Source organism: Hymenobacter piscis (assembly GCF_018760735.1).
GTDB classification, from domain to species: Bacteria; Bacteroidota; Bacteroidia; order Cytophagales; family Hymenobacteraceae; genus Hymenobacter; species Hymenobacter piscis.
This window is the reverse complement of the sequence record NZ_JAHHZN010000001.1, coordinates 196,079-212,185: the sequence shown is the minus strand read 5'-3', so window position 1 is coordinate 212,185 and position 16,107 is coordinate 196,079. Positions and strand designations below refer to the sequence as shown.

Below are 16,107 nucleotides of genomic sequence, written 5' to 3'. Positions count from 1 at the left end.
TGATATTGATTCAGCCCGGCTAGGCGGCCATGGGTACCGCTTCCTGCCACTTGCGCTTCACCTTCACAATGCGGGCTTTGTCGAGCAGCCAGATCACCGAGTAGGTGGGGTCAAGCTCCCATTTCTTCACGCCGAAGTTAACGCGCATGGGCAGCTTGTGGTGGTTGTTCTGGAACAGCTCCCCGAAGGCCAGAAAGTCGAAGGGCAGCGTATTCTTGCTGTGGTCGTGATTGTCGAAGTTCTGGTAGCCGTACTTGTGGCCGCCCCAGTTCACGATGGCGCCGTGAATCGGGCCCATCAGGAAGTGCAAAGGCAGCAGCAGGAACTGCCACCAGGCCGTGGCGAAGTTCACGTAGAACAGTACGTAGAGCGTGCCCCAGGCCACGCGCGAATACCACTTGTCGCCCAGGTTCTCAATCAGGTCCCACTCGGGGTAGTCGCCCTCAAAACGCTCGGCGGCGGCGTAGTCGCGGTTAAGCACGGCGTTGTAGATGTTCTTGGTCTTCCACATCATCGTGAAGGCGTTCGACGAGTACAGCGGCGAGTGCGGGTCCAGCTCCGTATCGGAGTAGGCGTGGTGCATGCGGTGCAGCAGCGCGTAGGCCCGCGGCGACAGGAACGAGGAGCCCTGGCAGATATAGGTGAACAGGAAGAAGAACCGCTCCCAGAATTTGTTCATCGTGAACATCTTGTGGGCCGCGTAGCGGTGCAGGTAGAACGTCTGCGTGAAGAGCGACAGGTAGTAGTGCGCTACGAAGAAAACGAGTATTGCCATGGGGGCAGAAGAGGTTAGAGGTCGGAACCGGGAACGGCTTCCGAGCTGAAAAGCCCGAAACTGCTATATAAGTTCAGCTGCCGTTTTACAAAACTACTGCCGGGCATCGCCTTAGTGCAATTTGCCTTCCCAAAAGGCCATAATGTTGTTGGGCTGAGTAGGAACGTCATTCCGAGCTTGCCGAGGAATCTCGCGTGCTGACGTTGGGAGAGTAACTCAACAGCAGGATTGCTTTGGCAACGTCAGCACGCGAGATTCCTCGGCAAGCTCGGAATGACGTTCTTTCTATAAACCCTAATAATACGCCTCAGCAGCCTCCCAATGGGCAATATCCGGCAGCGGGGCCACGATGCGCATGGCTTCCTTCGTGACGGGATGCTGGAATTCCAGCAGGCGGGCGTGCAGGGCAATGCTCACGTCGGGCAGCGGGGCCAGGAAGCCGTACTTCACGTCGCCCACGATGGGCGTGCCCAGGCCGGTGCTCAGCTGCACCCGGATCTGGTGGGGGCGGCCCGTGATGGGGTTTACCTGGAGCAGGTAGCGGTTGCCGGCCTGGCCCAGCACTTTGTAATCGAGGTCGGATTTCTGGCCCTGGCCGTGGCGCTCGGGATAGGCTTTCGTGACGTTGCGGATGGGGTCCTTCACGAGCCAGTGAGTGAGGTGGCCGGCAGTGGGCTCGGGGCATTTGCCGGTGAGGGCCCAGTAGGTTTTGTGGATTTTATTGTCGCGGAACATCTCGTTCATGCGACTCAGGGCCTTGCTGGTTTTGGCCAGCACCACCACGCCACTCACCGGCCGATCCAGGCGGTGTACCACGCCCACGAAGGCCGCCCCGGGCTTCTTGTATTTGAAGCGCAGATATTCCTCGGCCTTATTCGACAGCGGCTCGTCGCCGGTCGCGTCGCCCTGCACGAGCAGGCCGGCGGGCTTGTTGATAATGAGCAGGTGATTGTCTTCGAACAGAATTTCCTTCCGCTCCGACCACAAATTCGGACGATTCACTGGGGGGGAATTAAAAATTAAAAGTTAAAAGTTAAAAATTGCCTCAGGCGCCAGAAAGGGCTTTTCATGAGGTATCAATCAATAGCTTTCAACTTTTAACTCTTCATTTTTAATTGAAATTAATACGCTTCGTCTGCGGTGGGGAAGTCGCGGGCTTTCACGTCCTGGATGTAGCGTTGCACGGCGTCGTGCATGGCGTCGCCCAAGTCGGCGTAGCGGCGCAGGAAGCGGGGCTTGAATTCCTTGGTGATGCCCAGCATGTCGTGCACTACCAGCACCTGCCCGTCTACGTCGGGGCCGGCCCCGATGCCGATGACGGGAATCGTGAGCTTTTCGGCCACCTGCTTGGCCAGGCTCGAGGGTATTTTTTCCAGCACGAGGGCAAAACAGCCGATTTCCTGCAACAACAAGGCGTCTTCGATGAGCTTCTGCGCCTCCGCTTCTTCCTTGGCCCGCACCGAGTACGTGCCAAATTTATAAATACTTTGCGGAGTAAGCCCCAGGTGGCCCATCACGGGAATGCCGGCCGTCAGAATCCGGATGATGCTGTCCTTGATTTCGGCGCCGCCTTCGAGTTTGATGCCGTGCCCGCCCGATTCTTTCATGATGCGGATGGCCGAACGCAGGGCCTCCGAGGAGTTGCCCTGGTAGGAGCCAAACGGCATATCGACCACCACGAAGGCACGCTTCACGGCCCGCACCACACTCTGGGCGTGGTAAATCATCTGGTCGAGGGTGATGGGCAGGGTGGTTTCGTGGCCGGCCATGACGTTGGAGGCCGAGTCGCCGACGAGCAGGACGTCGATGCCGGCGCCGTCCAGGATCTGGGCCATGGAGAAGTCGTAGGCCGTGAGCATGGAAATTTTCTCGCCGCGCTCTTTCATGGCCAGCAGCTGGTGCGTGGTCACGAGTTTGACTTCCTTGTGTTGGGACATGGGGGGTAGGGTGTTAGGGTCTTGGGGGCTTAGGGGCTTAAATCACCGCCGGACAGTTTCGCCCCCTCATGGGTCAAAGCTGCGGATTTTTTAGAAAACCCGTGCCCGACTCATTGTCCACCAGCAAAAAAACGCGCCGAACACAACCCAATCCACCAAACGACCATACCTCTAAGCTCCAAGCTCCAAGCTCCAAGCTCTAAGCTCTAAGCTCTAAGCTCCAAGCTCTAATTATTGAGGAACGTGCGGTTGCGGCTGAGCTTGAGGCTTTGCAGTAGCGCCGATTTGGCGGCAATAGTGACGAAGTAGCCGCGGGTGGGGCCGAAGGGCCGCCAGTTGCCCGTAATCTGCCAGCAGTGCAGGTCCTTGGTGATGTCGAGGGTGGTGAAGGCGGGCGTCTGGTTGATGAAGTCGTAGTTGGTGCTGAAACCGAAGCGCAGCGTTTCGGTGAGCTTGACCGAGCCGTTGAGGTTGAGCGTGGCGGCCGTGTAAGCTGATCTGCGCGGGCGGTTGGGAAGGGCCGGCAGCGGGCCCTGGTTGGCGTAGGAGGCCGTGAAGCTGGTGTTCAGCTCCCAGGGAATCTCGAAGTTCACGTAGTCCTCGTAGGGATTGATCTGCTGGGGCGCGCCCAGCTGCGGGTCGTTAACGGGGGCAGCGTCGCGGCGCACGGTGGCTTTGCGGTTGCCCTGGCTGGGGTTGAACTGGTAGGAGAGCTGCAGGTTGGCCGTGCTCAGGCGGGCCAGCCGGAAGTTTTTCTGCTGCCACAAAAACTTATCGATGAGGCGGCGGGTGGAATCCTGCTGGTAGAACTCGAAGTTGCCGTTGATGGTGATGTTGAGCTTGCGGGCCACCTGAGTGCGGAACGTGGCCGAAAGCGGGGCTAGCTCTAATGAATCGGCGGCGAAGTTGTAGCCGGTGTTAAAGTCGAGGCCGTCAATCAGGCTGACCTTCTTAAAGGGCGTGGTGCCGGTGGTGTCCTTATTGTCGCGCACTTTCATCTCCACCGCATTCTGGAGGCTGAAGCTCAGCTGCCGGGCTTCCGAGGTAGTGGGCACGCCGTACAGGAAGCCGTTGTAGCGGGGCAGCAGCAGGCCATTGTTAGCAATGTACGTCTCCCCCTCGGTGTAGAGGCGGCCGGTAGCGGGGTCGCGCAGCCCCGGAAGCTCTACAGCCTGAAAGGCCGGGTCGTTCCGACGGGGGCCGGGGGCGTAGTTGAAGCTCAGGCTGGGCGTCACCTTATGGCGCAGGGCCTGAATTTTGTGGGTGCCCTTACGCACCACCGTGCCGTAGAAGTTCGTGCTCAGATTGGCCCCGAAAGTGTAGCTGTTGAGGCGGTTAAAGCTGGTGAGCGTGTCGATGGTAACGGCCCGGGCCACCTCGCTGTAGCGGTAGTCAAGGCGCTTGAAGTACCACACTTCGTTGTAGGTGACGCTGGGGCTGAGGTTGAGGTGGGCGAAGGTGTAGCTACCCAGTGTGATGCCGAAGTTGTGGCGCATACCCGTCTGGGAGTTGCGCAGCAACTTGTCGAGGCTGCCCAGCTTGATGGGCGACACGAAAGCGGCCGTGGAGCCACCCAGCAGCGGAATGGCGCCCCCGCTGATCTGCCGGGCCGGGATGTTGTTGGAGAGCTTGTTCTGAAAGGTCAGGTCGTAGGAGAAGGCCAGCTGCTCGTAGAACTTCCGGGGCCGGATTTTCAGAATGTCGTACACGTACTGCCGGGCCACGCCCAGCGTCAGGTCGGGCAGGGTGAAGTCCATGGTCCCGGTCTGGGTGTTCTGGCTCTGGGTGAGCTGGAGCGCGTAGTTGATGGGCGCGTTGCGCAGTTGCTTGGAATAGGAAATGGTAGACGAAAACGCGGCCGTCAGGTAGTTGCGCGGGTTATAGGACGTCTGCCGGTAGTGGTTGTTGCTGCTCACGTTCACGTTGGCCGTAAACCGGCCTCCGCCCGGGCGCGCTACCGGCGTATGGTTCCACTGCAGGCCAAACGTACGGGCCGAGCGGGGCCGGTTGAAGTCCGGATTGGTGTTGGCGTCGGTGGTGCCCAGCAGCCGCTCCGTGGGCTGGGAGTTGTAGGTGAACGTAAACAGGCCCTGGTACTTGTAACGGGTGATGTACTGCATCTCGGCCGTGCCCCGCCAGCCCCCGAACTGCTCGGCGTTGCCCGAGTAGATGTCGCCGGTCAGGCGCACGCCGATGTGCTCGTTGGCGGCCCAGTAGTAGCCGCCGTTGCGCAAAAAGAAGCCCCGGTCGGCGGCCTGCCCGAAGGTAGGAATGATGAGGCCCGAAGCCCGCTTGTTGGTTTTGGGCGTGGGAAAATACCCGAACAGAAAGCCCAGCGGCGTCGGAATATCGCCTACCACCAAGTTGAACGGCCCGGTCACGACCTGCTCGCCGGGCATCACCTTCATTTTGGAAGCGTTGATGTAGAAGTGCGGGTGCTCCAGGTTGCAGGTAGTGTAGCGCCCGTGCACCCCGAACAGCTCGTTCCGGTCGTTCTTCTTGATGGTTTCGGCGTGGATGTAGCCTTCGCCCTGCTGGGTCACCACATCGGTGATGCGGCCCCGGCGGCTCTTGATGTTGTAGTCGATGCGGCCGGCCTGGTAGGTGGCCGCGCCCTGCTTGAACACGGGCCGGTCCTGCACCTTGCCGGTGGAGTCGGCCGCGCCCTCGGCCGTTACCAGGTTGCGGCTGTAATCCACCGTAATCAGGGCAGCCTGCAGGTTCATGTCGCCGTAGTCCACCACGGCCTTGTCGTAGAGAATGGCGCGCTTGTTCTGCACCTCGAAGCGGATGGAGTCCTGGGCCTTGTAGCTGACGGTGGTTTCCACGGCTCCTTTGCGGGCGCCGGCCCCGAGGCGCAGCGAGTCAGCAGTACCGCTCAGGGCCAGACCAGACGAGTCGCGCACGGTGCCGTCCGGGGAAGGCGGATTGACGATAGTGGGCAGCGGACGCACGTCGCCCGCGGCCCGGGTGCCGGGCGATACCTCGGTGGCGGGCCGGGGCGTGGGGTGGGGAAGCTTTTGCTGGTTTACCGGCGCCTGCTGGGCCTGGGCCGGTACCCATACCAGCAGGCCCAGGGCCAGCGCCAGTAGGCCCGGCCACTGCCGCAGCATCCCGATTACACGCGGTAAATAGTGAAACACAGGCGTAGGGTGGGCCACGTAGTTATTTATCGTTTATTTTGTGGCGTTTGCAAAGGTAGCGGGTAGCTGCCCCAACTAACGAACTCCGTGCGGAATATTGTCATACTGGGCGCGGCAGCCCTGGCCCTGTTCGCCGAATTTTCGGCCCCCCTCACCCCGGCTCCCCGGCCGGTGCCGCCTCCGCCTACGCGCTACAAGCTGCGCACGGTGGTGCTCGATGCCGGCCACGGCGGCAAAGACCGGGGCTGCACCGGCGTGAAAGCCCGCGAGGCCGACGTGGCCCTCAAGCTGGTGCTGGCCCTGGGGAAGCAGATTGAAGAGAACATGCCCTACGTGAAGGTGATTTACACCCGCAAAACCGACGTGTTCGTGGAGCTGGCCGACCGGGCCGGCATCGCCAACAAGCACAACGCCGACCTGTTCATCTCCATCCATTGCAACGCCAGCAGCCCGGCCGCCCACGGCACCGAAGTCTGGACGATGGGGCCGCACAAAACCGACGCCAACCTGGCCGTGGCCAAGCGCGAAAACTCGGTTATTCTGCAGGAAGAAAACTACAAGGAGCAGTACAACGGCTTCGACCCGACTTCGCCCCAGAGCCACATTCTGTTCTCCCTCTTCCAGAGCGCCCACATGGTGAACAGCATCCGGTTTGCCCAGAAGGTGGACCGGCAGTTCCGCACCACGCTCAAGCGGCCCTCGCGCGGGGTGAAGCAGGCGGGCTTTCTGGTGCTGTGGAAATCCACTATGCCCTCGGTGCTCATCGAGTCGGGTTTTCTGACCAACCGGGCCGAGGAAGTGTATCTGAACGATAAAGCCAATCAGTCGTATATGGCCTCGGGGATTTACCAGGCCTTCCGCGACTATAAACACGAGCTGGAAGCGGCCTCGGGTGAATAACCCCGCGCCGGCCCGCGTGGGCCGGTTTTTCCCTCCCTGTTCTCCCGCCCATCAACCGCTGACTCCGTGTCAAAAGAAATTAAAGTAGCCCTGCTGGGCATCGTCGCCGTGGCTCTGCTGATTGTAGGGTTTCAGTTCCTGAAGGGCAGCAACCTGCTTTCTTCGGACCGCACGTATTACGCCAAGTACGATAACGTCGACGGCCTCACGATTGGCAATCCCGTGATTCTGAACGGTATCAAGGTGGGTCAGGTCAAGGAAATGGCCCTCGTGCCCGAGGAGGGCAACCGCGTGAAAGTGGCCATCGAGCTGCAGAAGGGCGTCACCGTGGGCGACTCCACGGTAGCCAGCCTGAGCGGCTCGCTGCTGGGCTCCAAAACCATCACCCTGTTCCTGGGCCGCAACTCGAAAGTGTACGACGGGGGACAGGAGCTCAAGTCCTATACCGTGGCCAGCATCACCGATGCCTTCCAGGCCAAGGCCCTGCCCGTGCTCGGCACCGTCGATTCGACCCTGATCAAGGTGAACGGCTTTCTTAACAAGGATGCCCGCGTGAGCCTGCAGGCCACCCTGCTCAACGCCCAGGCCGGCACCGAGGCCCTGAAGAATCTGCTGTTGCTCAACCAGCGCAACATCAACCAGATTACCAGTAACATGGCCCAGCTTACCAACGACCTGAACAAGACCAGCGCCAAGTTCGACCGCATTGCCAGCAACTTCGCCGTGCTCAGCGACTCGCTCAAGCGCGCCCCGGTGGGGCCGGCCATGCGCAAGCTCAACGCCACCATGACGGAGGCCCAGAGCACGATGACTACCCTCAACCGCTCCCTCTCGGACCAGAACAGCTCCCTGGGCAAGCTGCTCAACGATTCCTCGCTCTACAAAAACCTGAACGCCACCGCCGCCAGCTCCAATGCCCTAATTTCGGACCTGCAGGCCAACCCCAAGAAGTACGTGCACTTCTCCGTGTTCGGGGGCGGCGGCAAAACCAAGAAGGAAACGGAAACCACTACCGTGAAGCCCAACGGCACGGTTATCGAGACGGAAACCGAAACCAAAACGGTGAAATAGCCCGGCGCGCAATCGGCCAATCTGCTTACCTTTGAAATCCGCCCTACCCAGGCGGATTTCTTTGGTTTTATCTGGTTGCAGAACCGGTAACGGATACGACCAGAACGTCATTCCGAGCTTGCCGAGGAATCTTGCGTGCTGACGTTGGTTCACTATGGCAACGTCAGCACGCGAGATTCCTCGGCAAGCTCGGAATGACGTTCTACCCACCCCGCACACCCTCACCCACCCATTCCCACCCCCAATGAACCTCGAATTCAACAAAAACGAAGACAGCATCAAGCAACTCAACTTCCAACTGAAAAAACGGCTGGAGAAAGTGGCCCTCGGGGGCGGCGAAAAAGGCATTGCCAAGCACAAGGCCAAGGGCAAGCTCACGGCCCGGGAGCGGATTGAGTATTTGCTCGACAAGAATTCGGAAACCGTGGAAATCGGGGCGTTTGCGGGGGAGGGAATGTACCAGGAAGAGGGCGGCTGCCCCGGCGGCGGCGTGGTGGTCGTCATTGGCTGGGTGCAGGGCCGGCAGTGCGTGGTCGTGGCCAACGACGCCACCGTGAAGGCGGGCGCTTGGTTCCCGATTACGGCCAAGAAGAACCTGCGGGCCCAGGAAATCAGCATCGAAAACAAGCTGCCCATCATCTACCTCGTCGATTCGGCGGGGGTGTACCTGCCCATGCAGGACGAAATCTTCCCCGATAAGGAGCACTTCGGCCGCATCTTCCGCAACAACGCCGTGATGAGTAGCATGGGCATCGTGCAGCTGGCCGCCATTATGGGCCCGTGCGTGGCCGGCGGGGCCTACCTGCCGATTATGAGCGACGAGGCCATGATTGTGGACGGCACCGGCTCAGTATTCCTGGCGGGCTCCTACCTGGTGAAGTCGGCCATCGGCGAATCCATCGACAACGAGACGCTGGGCGGCGCTACCACCCACTCCGAAATTTCGGGCGTGACGGACTACAAGTTCGAAAACGACGAGCAGTGCCTCGACCACATCCGCAACATCTTCGACAAGATGGGCGGCCAGGCCACGGCCGGCTTCTCACGCAAAACGCCCGCCGCCCCCAAGGAAAACCCGGCCGAAATCCTGGGTTTGCTGCCCGCCGACCGCGCTAAGCCCTACGACATGATGGACATCATCCACCGGCTGGTCGATAACTCGGAGTTCGAGCCCTACAAGGACCTCTACGGCCAGACGCTGATTTGCGGCCTGGCGCGCATCGAGGGCTGGGCCGTGGGCATCGTGGCCAACCAGCGCAAAATCGTGAAGACCAAGAAGGGCGCCATGCAGATGGGCGGCGTCATCTACTCCGACTCGGCCGACAAGGCGGCGCGCTTCATCATGAACTGCAACCAGAAGAAGATTCCGCTGGTGTTCCTGCACGACGTATCGGGCTTCATGGTAGGCTCGCAGAGTGAGCACGGCGGCATCATCAAGGACGGCGCCAAGATGGTAAATGCCATGGCCAACTCCGTGGTGCCCAAGTTCTCGGTGGTGATTGGCAACAGCTACGGGGCCGGTAACTACGCCATGTGCGGCAAAGCCTACGACCCACGCCTCATCGTGGCCTGGCCCACCGCCCAGCTGGCCGTGATGAGCGGCGCGGCAGCCGCCAACACCCTGCTCCAGATTCAGGTGGCTTCCCTTAAAGCCAAGGGTCAGGAAATCACGCCCGAAGCCGAGAAGGAGCTGCTCGACACCATCAAGGCCCGTTACGAGGAGCAGCTCTCGCCCTACTACGCCGCAGCCCGCCTCTGGGTGGATGCCATCATCGACCCGCTGGAAACCCGCAAAGTCATTTCCCAGGGCATCAGCATGGCCAACCACGCGCCGATTGAAAAGGCGTACAACGTGGGCGTGATTCAGGTGTGAGAAAAGAATCAATAAGCACTATACAACTGATATTGCGCAGTTGGCTGTAGCGCGAACTACAAAGTTCGCGCTACAGCCCTCATCATGCTACACAAACGGAGGTACTGCGTAACATCATTACACAAGACAATGGATAAGCAACAATTCTGGCAACTTATAGAACAAGCAAAGCGCAGAAGCGGTGGTGATGTAGAAGAACAAGCCGAGCACCTGCAAGAAAAGCTGGCTACGTTGCTGCCGGAAGAGATTATAGCTTTCGAGGATATGTTTCAGCACCTGATGCACGAAGCGTATCAAAGCAATTTGTGGGCAGCAGCTTACATTATACTCGGAGGCTGCTCTGATGATGGCTTCGAGTACTTTCGTGCATGGCTTATTGCGCGTGGCCAGAAGGTATTTGAAACGGCCTTGGCTGAACCAGATTCTTTAGCCAAAATAATTAAGGTTGATGACGCTGAGGAATCCGAAGCGGAATCCATGCTCTATGTCGCTAGGATGGCTTATGAAGAGCAAAGTGGCAAAGATGATTTTGACAAAGTAACGACCCGGTATTCTCTTCCTGCTATCGATTTAAATTGGGGTGACAATGAGCAGAAAATCATAGAGATGCTGCCTAAGCTTAGCCGCAAGTTTGCATAGTAATACCAGTAAGGGTACTCATATAACCGGCCCGCCAGTTTCACCCGAAGCGGCGGGCCGCTGGCGTTTTATGAGGATAGATTAATTTCAGATTTATGAAGACTCTCTATATCCTGACGGGCTGCAACGGGGCGGGCAAAACCACGGCCGCCTGCGCATTGCTGCCGAACCTGCTAGGTTGTCGGGAGTTCATGATTGCGGACGAAATTGCGTGGGGGCTTCTGCCGTTTTAGCTTGAAACTGTGAGCATGTAGACCGGGGAGAGAATAATAAATTCCTCCCGATTGGGAAGATGTACAACGTGGGCGTGATTCAGGTGTGATGACTATTCTGTTGGAGGATGTGCCTCAGTTTCGCTGGCAAACAGATTTGGGCCGACTGTTACCGGCAATCCGTCAGCAGGTGGAAGAATTGACCTGGGTTATTTCGAATCTGCAATGCTGGCACCTTAGGGACTTCATTCCGACAGTTGCCGAATGGGAAGAGCAGATGGAACACCACTACTCTTACACGGTAGTATCTGGCAAGACACTTTATGACACCATGGCTGACACCGACATACAAGTAGTGTGGGGTGTTTTCTGTGGCGTAAAGGGCAACATGCCAGCTTTGTCAAAAGATGAAGTGCCTTATGCTGACGGAAGCAAAGAGCCATGGACAGAGCCTAAAGCATTTCAATTGGCGGCATCTGAAATCGAAATAGTATGTTTTGATAGCAGCGTGACTTTGGTGAAGTTCCGGGATAAGGTCATTGGCCGACAGTTCTTAAAAGTGTTTCCTGACGGAAAGATCCTTTAGACAACAACTTATGTACAATGACCTCAATGAGCCGCAGAAGGAACTGTGCGATTTGATGAGCAGCATCTCAGAAGAGGCATGGTGTGCAGGCTGGATGGAAGGGCTGGAATATGCTTTATGGCATATCGTAAATCATGGGCCAGCACAATATGGGCGTAGGCTTATCAGTGAGGAAATTATCCAGCAGTTAAAAAAACTGTCTCAAAATGCTCAAAGCTGGATAATATTTGATGACTTAACTGAAGAAACAGCAGTTCCTATACTTGAATGGCATCAAATGTTCCAACTAGCTAATCCGAATTAATAATTTTTAGAATTGTGGGATTCATGAAAACGCTCTGCCTCTTGGCCGGCTGCAACGGGGCAAGCAAAACCATGACCGCCTACGCGTTGCTGCAGAACCTGCTGGGTTGCCGGGAGTTCGTGAATGCGGACGAAATTACGTGGGGGACTTTTGCCGTTTCCGCTGGAAATGGTGAGCGTGCAGAACGGTAAAAGTAGGTTACCAATGCTTCGCTTGGAAAGTAGTAATATTAGGGCGTGATTGAAGGAAGAGAAATCTAAGTATTTCAAAAGTAGATTATGTGGTACGGAGTAACTTTCCTGGTAGGAATTTGCTTGTTGGGAGCAAGTCTATATGTATTTAGCAATAAAATGAAACTCATCAGACAAGGTGAAATCGTAACCGCTACAGTTGTTGAGGTTAAGCGCACCAGTGACGACGACGGATACAGATATAGTCCCGTATACCGCTATACAACTCATGCGAACGAAACAATGACTTATGAGCCGAATTATTCGAGTAATCCCTCAAGCTGGGAAATAGGGGAGGAAGCTCAAGCTGCTTATAATCCGGCTGCTCCTGCCGAAGTAACGATTCTGACTTACTTCGATACTTTTGGTTATAGCATCATTTTATTAGCGCTCGGGTTCGCAGCTACTGTTTTGGGCGGAGGCTACTATTTAGCTATGTATTTCTTTAGTAAAATAAGCCAGCACTGAAAATAATTGACAAGCAAACTTGGCCCCTTCGCTCCAACCGGTGCGGCGGTCCGCTGGTGTTTTTAGGAGATGGTAACCGCTTAGGCGAAGCTTTTTGCTGGGTTCAGATACGACGCACGAGTGCTGTAGATCAAGAAAGCGGAAAAAGAGAAAGTACGGAAACCGTCGTTCGCCGTAATTTGGGCGCTCATCCCGACTGCCTCCCCGTTCATGGCCAAGAAGAAACCCGCTGCCGCCCAGCCCGCCCTCGTCCATATCCCCACTGTCGGCTCCGGGGCCGATGCGCTTTCCAAGGAGCAGAAGGCGTTTAACCGGCTCAGTAAGCGCATAAGCAAGCTGGAAGGCGAGGTGGGGGACTTCCGCACCGCCGCTACGGCCCTGCGCCAGCGGGTGCAGCAGGAGTACCGCCCGCTCCAGCAGCAGCACAACGACCTGCGCGCCGCCTTCGTCCGCATGCTCGACCGCGCCCACGACACGTACAAGCTCACCAAAACCGAGCGCAAAAAGCTGGTGGATCTGCTGCTCAACGGCTTCTTCGACCTGCTCGACCGGGGCTACGACGACCTGGAAGCCATTTTTGACAAGTACGACCCGCCCCTGACAGAAGCCGAAGCCGCCGAAGCCGAGGCCGCCAACGCCGCCGCCGCCGCGGAAGAAGCCGAGTTGATCCAGGAGTTTTTCCGAGACCAGCTCGGCATCGAATTCGACCCGGAGGCCGACGTGAGCACCCCCGAAAAGCTCCAGGACTACGTGAACCAGCAGCTGGCCGACCGCCAGCAGCAGTACGAGCAGCAGGCCGCCGCTGCCGCCGAGCGGCGCGCCCAGCGCAAGAAAAGTCCCAAGCAGCAGGCCGCCGAGGACAAGCGCAAGGCCGAGGAGCAGAACATCACCCAGGCCGTGCGCACCCTGTACATGGACCTGGTGAAGCACCTGCACCCCGACCGGGAGCCCGACGAGGCCGAGAAGCTCCGCAAAACCGAGTTGCTCAAGCGCGTGACCACCGCCTACAAGGCCAACGAGCTGCTCACGCTGCTGCGCCTGCAGCTGGAGCTCAACCGCATCGACCAAACCCACCTCGAAAACCTGGCCGAATCCCAGTTGCGCTACTACAACACCCTGCTGCGCCAGCAGGTGCGCGAGCTGGAGCAGCAACTGGCCCTGGAGCAGCGGGAGCTGTCGGCCTTCACCGGCAAACCCTACTACTACACCGCTTCGCCCGCCGCCTTGGAGCTGGATTTTCGGCAGATGAAAGCCAACCTGACGGCCAAGGTGCAGCGCCTGGGCCTCGATGTGGAGCGCTGCGGCCAGGACCCGGCAGCCCTCAAGGAGTTCCTGAAATCGTACCGGATTCCGAAGTAGGGCCGGGGCCTTGCCGCGGAAACGGTGGCCGCCGAGGCGGGGACGTACCGCAAAATGAACAAATGCACCCCCGCCGGCCGTTCTTACCCGGCCCCCGGCCGCGATAAAGCCGCGCCCGTTGTGTTTCTTTGCTCTTTCTGCCTCCCCGGGCCCCGTTGCCCCGCTGCTCCATGACCAACCGCGAAATCAAAGCCCTCATCTCCCTGCTCGATGACCCGGAAATTGCCCCCCAGATTGAGGGCAAAATCCAGACCCTGGGCGAAACCATTATTCCGTTTCTGGAAGAAAGCTGGGAGGAAAGCCTCGACCCGCGCCAGCAGCAGCGCCTGGAAAACCTGATTCACCATCTCCAGTTCGAGGGGCTGCAGCAGCGCCTGCGCGTGTGGCGCGAGTCGGGAGCCGAAAACCTGCTCGAAGGCATGTGGCTGCTGAACTCCTACCAGTATCCCGATGCCGATTTCCAGAGCCTGAACCGGGCCGTGGAGCAGCTGCGCTTCGAGGTCTGGACCCTGCTGCAGCCCGAAATGCACCCCGCCGACCAGGTGCAGACCCTCAACCACGTACTGTTCCGAGCGCACAAATTCGCGGCCAACACCCAGAACTTTCACTCCCCGGCCAACTCCATGCTGCACCGGGTACTGGAAACCCGGCGCGGCAATCCGCTCACGCTCTGCGTGATTTACCTGCTGGTGGCCCAGCGCCTCAAGCTGCCGGTGTTCGGGGTGAATCTGCCCAACCTGTTCGTGCTTACCTACCAGCTGGAGCCCCCGCTGGAGCCCTTCTACATCAACTGCTACAACCGCGGCCTGGTGCTCTCGCGCACCGATATTGAGCACTACGTGCGCCAGCTCAACCTCACGCCCAACGATATTTTCTTCGAGCCCTGCAGCCACCTCGACATCGTGCGCCGGGCCCTGCGCAACCTGCAGGTCAGCTTCGAGAAAATCCAGGAACCCGCCAAAGCCCAGGAAGTAGCCCAGCTGCTGGCCATCCTCACCGACGACCCCCAACCCGGCGACACCGATACGGACCCGAATGAGCGGTAGGCTGCCGGCCGGGCGGTGGTGGTCAGCCGCTAAAACCGCTTGATCAGGCAGCCGGCGGCGCGTTTGTCGGCTACGCCGGCGGGGCGGCCGGCCAGCAGGTTGTCGAGCACCTGCTCCAGGTACTTCTCCTTGACGTAGTTCTCAATCTGCGGATTATCGTCGATGGCGCCTTTGTAGCGTACGGCAAAGCCGCCGCCGGCCGGTTGCAAGACCACTACCTCGGGCGTTTTGGTAGCGCCCAGCAGGGTGCTCACCTGCTGTCCCTCGTCGGTGAGCAGGGGCAGCTCGGCCCCGCCGGTTACCTTGATTTTGATCTTTTCCACCGCCGCCGATTCGGCGCTGGCCTCCAGGTTGATGGGCGTGTTCACGAACAGAAACTGCACGCCTTTGGCTCCGTAGTTGGCATTGAGGGCCGCCAGGCGGTTCTGGTAGAGCTTGGAGAACGCGCAGTTCGGGTTGATGAACACCACCACTACTGCTTTGTTGGCGGAAAATCCTTTGAGGGAAATTTCGGTGTTGGTGGCGTTTTTGAGGCTGAAATTGGCCACCGACCGGCCCTGCGCCCGGGCCGTGCTGAGGCCCACGGCACAAAACAAGAGGGCGGCGGCGGCAACAAGTGAGATTCGGCGAAGAGACATGAGGAGATGTGAAATGGTGAGGTGGTGAAATGGTGAGTTGAGGTTCTGATGGTGCAGTGGTGAATTCAAGCAGTGTGAAAACTGAACGGAAACTCACTATTTCACCACTTCGCCATTTCACCTTCCGTCTACGCAATAGGTGAGCACGTAGCCGGGGGCCGGATGCTGGTAGTGGATGTGGTGTTGGCTGCGGGAGTTTTCGAGGAGCAGGTGTCCCGTCAAAACACCGGCCTCCCGCAGCTCAAACGGGGTGAGCCGCAATTGCTCTTTAAACACCACGCCCCGACGATTCAGCAGCTTGTACAAGGTTTCCTTGGCACTCCAGTAGAGACTGTGTTTGGCTGCGTCCTGGCCGGCATCGGCCCGTTCGGTTTCCGATAGAAACCGCCGGGCCAGCTGTTGGGCTTTGGGGCGCACTTGTTCAATATCTGTGCCAACCGCCCCCGCCGTGGAGAGCAGCGCCGCCACCCACTCGCCCGAGTGAGACAGGGAGACCCCGTAGGCGGGCAGCTCAGCCAGAAAGGGGCGGCCGTTGGCGTCGTTGTGCAGGGTGGCGGGGGCGTCGGTGAGCTCGCGCAGCAGCTGGTGGGCCAGCACCCGCGCCGCCAGCCACTGCCGGGCCCGCAGCTCGTCGCGGCCATTGGGGAAGCGGGCCAGGTAGTGAGCCGGCGCCGGCAGCCGGGACCACAGCTCCCCGGCCGGCTCGGTCAGGTGCCACAGCCCCAGTAAGGCATTCGGGGCGACGGAAACAAGGCTATGCAGCGGCACGGGCGGTGAATGAGCGAAGTGGGGAATGAGTGACGGGGAACCGGGGGAGGCAAAGATACTGTCATCCTTTATCTGGCGTTTGCGGAGCGAAGGATCTTGGCTCGTTAAAACAGCCCGATTGTGCTGGCAGGATAAGGCCCTTCGCTCCGCAAACGCCA

At 58.9% G+C, this 16,107-nt stretch carries 17 protein-coding genes; 11 read left to right on the top strand and 6 right to left on the bottom strand.

What is annotated here, in order from left to right:
• Positions 1-19: 19 nt before the first annotated feature.
• From KLP40_RS00890 to KLP40_RS00875, 4 genes are all read right to left on the bottom strand, one after another.
• A complete protein-coding gene (locus KLP40_RS00890; protein WP_215591616.1) occupies positions 20-775 on the bottom strand; it encodes an acyl-CoA desaturase in 756 nt (251 codons plus the stop codon).
• Between the two features lie 294 nt (positions 776-1,069).
• Positions 1,070-1,777, bottom strand: a complete 708-nt coding sequence (locus KLP40_RS00885) for an RluA family pseudouridine synthase (RefSeq protein ID WP_215591615.1) — start codon at positions 1,775-1,777, stop codon at positions 1,070-1,072.
• Positions 1,778-1,896: 119 nt separating this feature from the next.
• Positions 1,897-2,712, bottom strand: coding sequence for a 3-methyl-2-oxobutanoate hydroxymethyltransferase (panB, locus tag KLP40_RS00880; RefSeq protein ID WP_215591614.1), 816 nt, complete (start codon positions 2,710-2,712; stop codon positions 1,897-1,899).
• 227 nt (positions 2,713-2,939) lie between these two features.
• On the bottom strand, positions 2,940-5,855 hold the full coding sequence (locus tag KLP40_RS00875; RefSeq protein WP_215591613.1) for a putative LPS assembly protein LptD: 2,916 nt from the start codon (positions 5,853-5,855) through the stop codon (positions 2,940-2,942).
• Between the two features lie 87 nt (positions 5,856-5,942).
• Between KLP40_RS00875 and KLP40_RS00870 the strand changes: the two genes are divergently transcribed.
• The 11 genes from KLP40_RS00870 (at position 5,943) to KLP40_RS00820 (ending at position 14,543) form a co-directional block, all read left to right on the top strand.
• The gene (locus tag KLP40_RS00870) at positions 5,943-6,755 is read left to right on the top strand and encodes an N-acetylmuramoyl-L-alanine amidase family protein (RefSeq protein WP_394369955.1); all 813 of its coding nucleotides are present in this window, start codon (positions 5,943-5,945) and stop codon (positions 6,753-6,755) included.
• 66 nt (positions 6,756-6,821) lie between these two features.
• On the top strand, positions 6,822-7,826 hold the full coding sequence (locus tag KLP40_RS00865; protein WP_215591612.1) for an MlaD family protein: 1,005 nt from the start codon (positions 6,822-6,824) through the stop codon (positions 7,824-7,826).
• Between the two features lie 244 nt (positions 7,827-8,070).
• Positions 8,071-9,699, top strand: a complete 1,629-nt coding sequence (locus KLP40_RS00860; RefSeq protein ID WP_215591611.1) for an acyl-CoA carboxylase subunit beta — start codon at positions 8,071-8,073, stop codon at positions 9,697-9,699.
• A gap of 129 nt (positions 9,700-9,828) precedes the next feature.
• Positions 9,829-10,338, top strand: coding sequence for a DUF4240 domain-containing protein (locus tag KLP40_RS00855; RefSeq protein ID WP_215591609.1), 510 nt, complete (start codon positions 9,829-9,831; stop codon positions 10,336-10,338).
• A 95-nt stretch (positions 10,339-10,433) separates the two neighbouring features.
• Complete coding sequence (locus KLP40_RS00850) at positions 10,434-10,571, top strand: hypothetical protein (protein ID WP_215591608.1); 138 nt, start codon at positions 10,434-10,436, stop codon at positions 10,569-10,571.
• 88 nt (positions 10,572-10,659) lie between these two features.
• Positions 10,660-11,136, top strand: a complete 477-nt coding sequence (locus KLP40_RS00845) for a hypothetical protein (RefSeq protein ID WP_215591607.1) — start codon at positions 10,660-10,662, stop codon at positions 11,134-11,136.
• Between the two features lie 10 nt (positions 11,137-11,146).
• Positions 11,147-11,440 (top strand): hypothetical protein, encoded by a 294-nt coding sequence (locus tag KLP40_RS00840; RefSeq protein ID WP_215591606.1) that lies wholly within the window; start codon positions 11,147-11,149, stop codon positions 11,438-11,440.
• 23 nt (positions 11,441-11,463) lie between these two features.
• Positions 11,464-11,631, top strand: a complete 168-nt coding sequence (locus tag KLP40_RS00835) for a hypothetical protein (RefSeq protein ID WP_215591605.1) — start codon at positions 11,464-11,466, stop codon at positions 11,629-11,631.
• A gap of 159 nt (positions 11,632-11,790) precedes the next feature.
• Positions 11,791-12,138, top strand: a complete 348-nt coding sequence (locus KLP40_RS00830; protein ID WP_246558569.1) for a DUF3592 domain-containing protein — start codon at positions 11,791-11,793, stop codon at positions 12,136-12,138.
• A gap of 210 nt (positions 12,139-12,348) precedes the next feature.
• Positions 12,349-13,497, top strand: coding sequence for a hypothetical protein (locus KLP40_RS00825; protein ID WP_215591603.1), 1,149 nt, complete (start codon positions 12,349-12,351; stop codon positions 13,495-13,497).
• A gap of 170 nt (positions 13,498-13,667) precedes the next feature.
• Positions 13,668-14,543 (top strand): transglutaminase-like domain-containing protein, encoded by an 876-nt coding sequence (locus tag KLP40_RS00820; RefSeq protein ID WP_215591600.1) that lies wholly within the window; start codon positions 13,668-13,670, stop codon positions 14,541-14,543.
• Positions 14,544-14,572: 29 nt separating this feature from the next.
• Here KLP40_RS00820 and KLP40_RS00815 read toward each other — a convergent pair whose 3' ends face one another.
• Together KLP40_RS00815 and KLP40_RS00810 are read right to left on the bottom strand one after the other, a co-directional pair.
• On the bottom strand, positions 14,573-15,181 hold the full coding sequence (locus KLP40_RS00815; RefSeq protein ID WP_215591599.1) for a redoxin domain-containing protein: 609 nt from the start codon (positions 15,179-15,181) through the stop codon (positions 14,573-14,575).
• 117 nt (positions 15,182-15,298) lie between these two features.
• On the bottom strand, positions 15,299-15,949 hold the full coding sequence (locus KLP40_RS00810; protein ID WP_215591598.1) for a 4'-phosphopantetheinyl transferase family protein: 651 nt from the start codon (positions 15,947-15,949) through the stop codon (positions 15,299-15,301).
• Positions 15,950-16,107: the final 158 nt, after the last annotated feature.